5 protein-coding genes are annotated in these 2,885 nt (G+C 31.9%); all 5 read right to left on the bottom strand.

Features of this window, described 5'->3' with window-relative positions; translation table 11 throughout:
• On the bottom strand, positions 1–236 hold a 236-nt coding region (locus K8V80_RS01420), incomplete at its 3' end, for a 3'-5' exonuclease (RefSeq protein ID WP_276774937.1).
• The gene (locus K8V80_RS01415; protein ID WP_276774936.1) at positions 229–678 is read right to left on the bottom strand and encodes a hypothetical protein; all 450 of its coding nucleotides are present in this window, start codon (positions 676–678) and stop codon (positions 229–231) included. The genes K8V80_RS01420 and K8V80_RS01415, both read right to left, overlap by 8 nt.
• Positions 679–752: 74 nt before the next feature.
• On the bottom strand, positions 753–1,016 hold the full coding sequence (locus tag K8V80_RS01410) for a DNA cytosine methyltransferase (protein WP_276774934.1): 264 nt from the start codon (positions 1,014–1,016) through the stop codon (positions 753–755).
• A gap of 356 nt (positions 1,017–1,372) precedes the next feature.
• Complete coding sequence (locus K8V80_RS01405; protein WP_276774932.1) at positions 1,373–1,663, bottom strand: hypothetical protein; 291 nt, start codon at positions 1,661–1,663, stop codon at positions 1,373–1,375.
• 20 nt (positions 1,664–1,683) lie between these two features.
• Positions 1,684–2,460, bottom strand: coding sequence for a DNA (cytosine-5-)-methyltransferase (gene dcm / locus K8V80_RS01400; protein ID WP_276774930.1), 777 nt, complete (start codon positions 2,458–2,460; stop codon positions 1,684–1,686).
• Between the last annotated feature and the right edge of the window lie 425 nt (positions 2,461–2,885).

The following is a 2,885-nucleotide window of genomic DNA, read 5'->3' as shown; positions in this document are numbered from 1 at the left end:
TATTTATCTAACATTTCATTTGTGATTCCAGTTAACTCTTGTACTTTTTTAGGAATTTGTTTGTCCGTGTAGACTAAAGCATCGAATGATCCCATTTCTTCTCCAGTCTTGCCATCAATAGTAATTGCCCCCACTTCAGTAACTCGATCACCATTTAATACGTTGAAACCTGTTGTTTCAAAATCTAGTACAACAATCTTCTTATTTGGTCGCATAACTTTATCTGTATTAGTCATTACTTATCTTTATATCCTCCTCTTTATCATTCTTTGCATCTATTAAGACACTTTTAAGCGCCTCTACTTTGCAGTTTAATTCTTTGACTTCATTACGTAAATAATTATTTTCTTCTGCCACCTCATCTGACACTGGAGTACCAAATACTTGGATGTCTGTAGAATAAGGGAAGAAACAACCGATATGAAAATATAATTGAAGAATTTCTCTGGGAGTGCCCAAGAACCCTTCTTCTATAATAATCGTTTTGATATTTTCCTTACCTTTAATTAAATCTGTGTTGTCCATAAATTCACTGAAGGTAAAGATTTTACCATTCATAAATAATAAATCATCAAACCGTTTGATAAACGACTTGTCAGGAACAAGCAAAATACATTTGTAATTTTTGCTTAATATGATACCCTTAATCATTGTTGTTTTTCCAGAGCCTCGTTTCATATCATGAACATTTAACATTTTAATTCTTCCTCCTTTTATTTATATATCTATACTACACTATATTCCGCAACTTGTCAACCGTTTCTATTAAGATTATTATCTAATTCAATTAAATTTGTAAAAATACCTTCTAAAACAGAAACAACAATGCTATTACCTGCTTCCTTATAAAGTTGTGAATTCGACTGAATTGCTTGTGCTTTGTCAAAGTCATCGTCTGTAAAAGCCATAAGCCTCCAATATTCTCTGGGCGTAAGTTTTCTAATTCGATAATCTTGTAACGTTCCTAAATTGCTATGTGTTTCCAATGTTTGTATGCCCCCCCTGTACTCTTCCACGTCTTGTTTTACTATTTGGATAGGCTAAATCAATGCCGTCACCATTATGGGCTTCTATGTACCCTTTCTTTGTTGCATTCTTAATTTTTATGTTGAAACACCTCCAAAACATAATTATCTTTTAAAACTGTTGTTAAAGTATTTGATGTTTGTAAATAATTAATTTCAAGGCTTTGAGTCCATTTGTTTTTATTATCTTTTTTTCTACCTCTTAGTGCACAAATATAATATTTCATTTCTTCACCAATATTTTTACAGGATCTTTATAATCTCTCGCCAATAAAGTGGGACATAAACCATTGATATTATAAACAAGGTACCCACCATGTTTCCCTTACCTATTTTGCCTATTTTGATTAATCTTTTTTCACTAGTATTTGACAAATATGACCACCTCCAGACCCTGTATTATTAGTTGGAGCTATTCCTTTAGTGGAGTAAACTCTGCCCCGTTGAGGGTTCTTCCAATTACCTGTAGTGATATAGTTACCAATTTGAAGAACTTTTTTATCTTGATTCACTGTTAATTCTCCTAACAAGAATCTTAGATGGGTCTTTGTAATCTCTAGCAGACAATGTTGGGCAGATACCTTTAACAGAATATATTCTACCTCTTTGTTGATCGCTCCACGCACCAGTTTGAACATAATTACCAATTTTAATAATGTTATTTTTCATTTGTATGCTCCATGTTATAAACTAATTGTTCAACTTTATCATCTGATAAGAAGTATTTTTCATCTACATCTTTTTCTAAATAGTCTTCCAAACATTTAGTCAATGGGATTGGTTCTGGGAATTTATATTCCACGCTGTCTGGGCAATCTAAAATTGAAATACAATATGTACGTTCACGATTTTGTGCTGTTCCATAATCTTTTGCATTTAATACTTTCCAGAATGATTTATATCCCTGTTGTTCTAGATACTCTAACCATTCATCAAAGAAGGGTTTGAATTTTTTGCCAACTAGATTTTTTACATTTTCCATGAGTAAATATTTAGGTTTCTTTGCTTCAATGATTTTTTGACATTCCCAAAGCATTGATGATGAGGTTCCAGAACCTTTGGCCATCCCCTTTTGGGAACCGCTTAATGAAATTGAAGTGCAAGGATAGCTATACGTAAATAAGTCACAATCTGGCACCTCTTCAGGATTAATCCCCACAATCGATCCTAAGTTATTAGTATTCATAAATGCATTGTAAATATCTTTCTTTTTCTTATCATTGTATCTTTGAATCTGTTTTAATGTTAATGGCTCTTTGCCATCAGCACTAATGTTTATTTTATACAAATAACTCTCAATTTCTTCCATTGTCTTGTTAATTGTAAAATCTTTTGGATTTTCTGTATGTATGGCGTTATAGGCTAATACCGAATTAAAGTTCCAATCACTTGTAGCTACTACTTCAAAATTAGCCCCAATATTTCTTAATGCCATGCGTTGTGATCCCACACCTGAAAATGCCTCGAATACTCTTAATGTCACGTTACTCCTCCTTAAATGATATATCTCTAAAGTATATGTTTATAATATTTTCACTTAAAATATTTCCATTTTTATCACACAGGTTTAAGACACATTTAGGTGGCTCTTCTCTATACATTTTTGTGTAAGGTATTCGTATAGTCTTTTTATCAATCATTTTTATAACTTTATAGAATATATCTTTTTGAATAGTATCTTGTATAATATGATCCCCAACATATTTAAACCTTAAATTGTTCACGTTACTCCTCCTAATCTATTCATCGATAAAATAAACATTTTATTTATACAAAATTTTCCAACGCCTTAAGCACAGCGTCGCTTTTTTTACGTATATACATTGCTATTTCAGCTTCATCTACGCCTTCTTGGCTTAA

Source organism: Bacteroides coprosuis, assembly GCF_020741705.1.
Taxonomy (GTDB): Bacteria; Bacteroidota; Bacteroidia; order Bacteroidales; family Bacteroidaceae; genus Bacteroides_E; species Bacteroides_E coprosuis.
This window is presented reverse-complemented; position numbering and strand designations above follow the sequence as displayed.